This is a genomic window from Stenotrophomonas sp. YIM B06876, assembly GCF_030711595.1.
GTDB lineage: Bacteria > Pseudomonadota > Gammaproteobacteria > Xanthomonadales > Xanthomonadaceae > Stenotrophomonas.
In genome coordinates this window covers 1-386 of sequence record NZ_JAUJUJ010000617.1, presented here as the reverse complement: position 1 = coordinate 386, position 386 = coordinate 1, and the positions used below count along the sequence as shown (strand labels likewise).

At 68.1% G+C, this 386-nt stretch carries 1 protein-coding gene; it reads right to left on the bottom strand.

What is annotated here, in order from left to right; genetic code table 11:
• Positions 1-50: 50 nt before the first annotated feature.
• On the bottom strand, positions 51-386 hold a 336-nt coding region (locus tag QZH66_RS18725; protein ID WP_305807282.1), incomplete at its 5' end, for an aldehyde dehydrogenase family protein.

The window sequence follows — 386 nt, the reverse complement described above, 5'->3', positions numbered from 1 at the left end:
TCAGGCAGGCTGGCGCCTTGCGGGGCCGCCTGCGCGGGGCAAGGGGATGTTTATCCGTGGCGGATGGCCACGGTTTTCAGGGTGGTGAAGCCGTACAGCGCTTCAAAGCCTTTTTCGCGCCCGTAGCCGGACGACTTGACGCCGCCAAACGGCAGTTCGACGCCGCCGCCGGCGCCGTAGTTGTTGATGAACACCTGGCCGCTGCGCAGGCGCTTGGCCATGCGGAACTGGCGCGCGCCGTCGCGCGTCCACACGCCGGCCACCAGGCCGAACTGCGTGGCGTTGGCCAGCTCGACGGCGTGGTCCTCGTCTTCAAAGGCCATGGCGCAGAGCACCGGGCCAAAGATTTCTTCCTGCGCCAGGCGGTGCTCGACGGGTACGTCGCG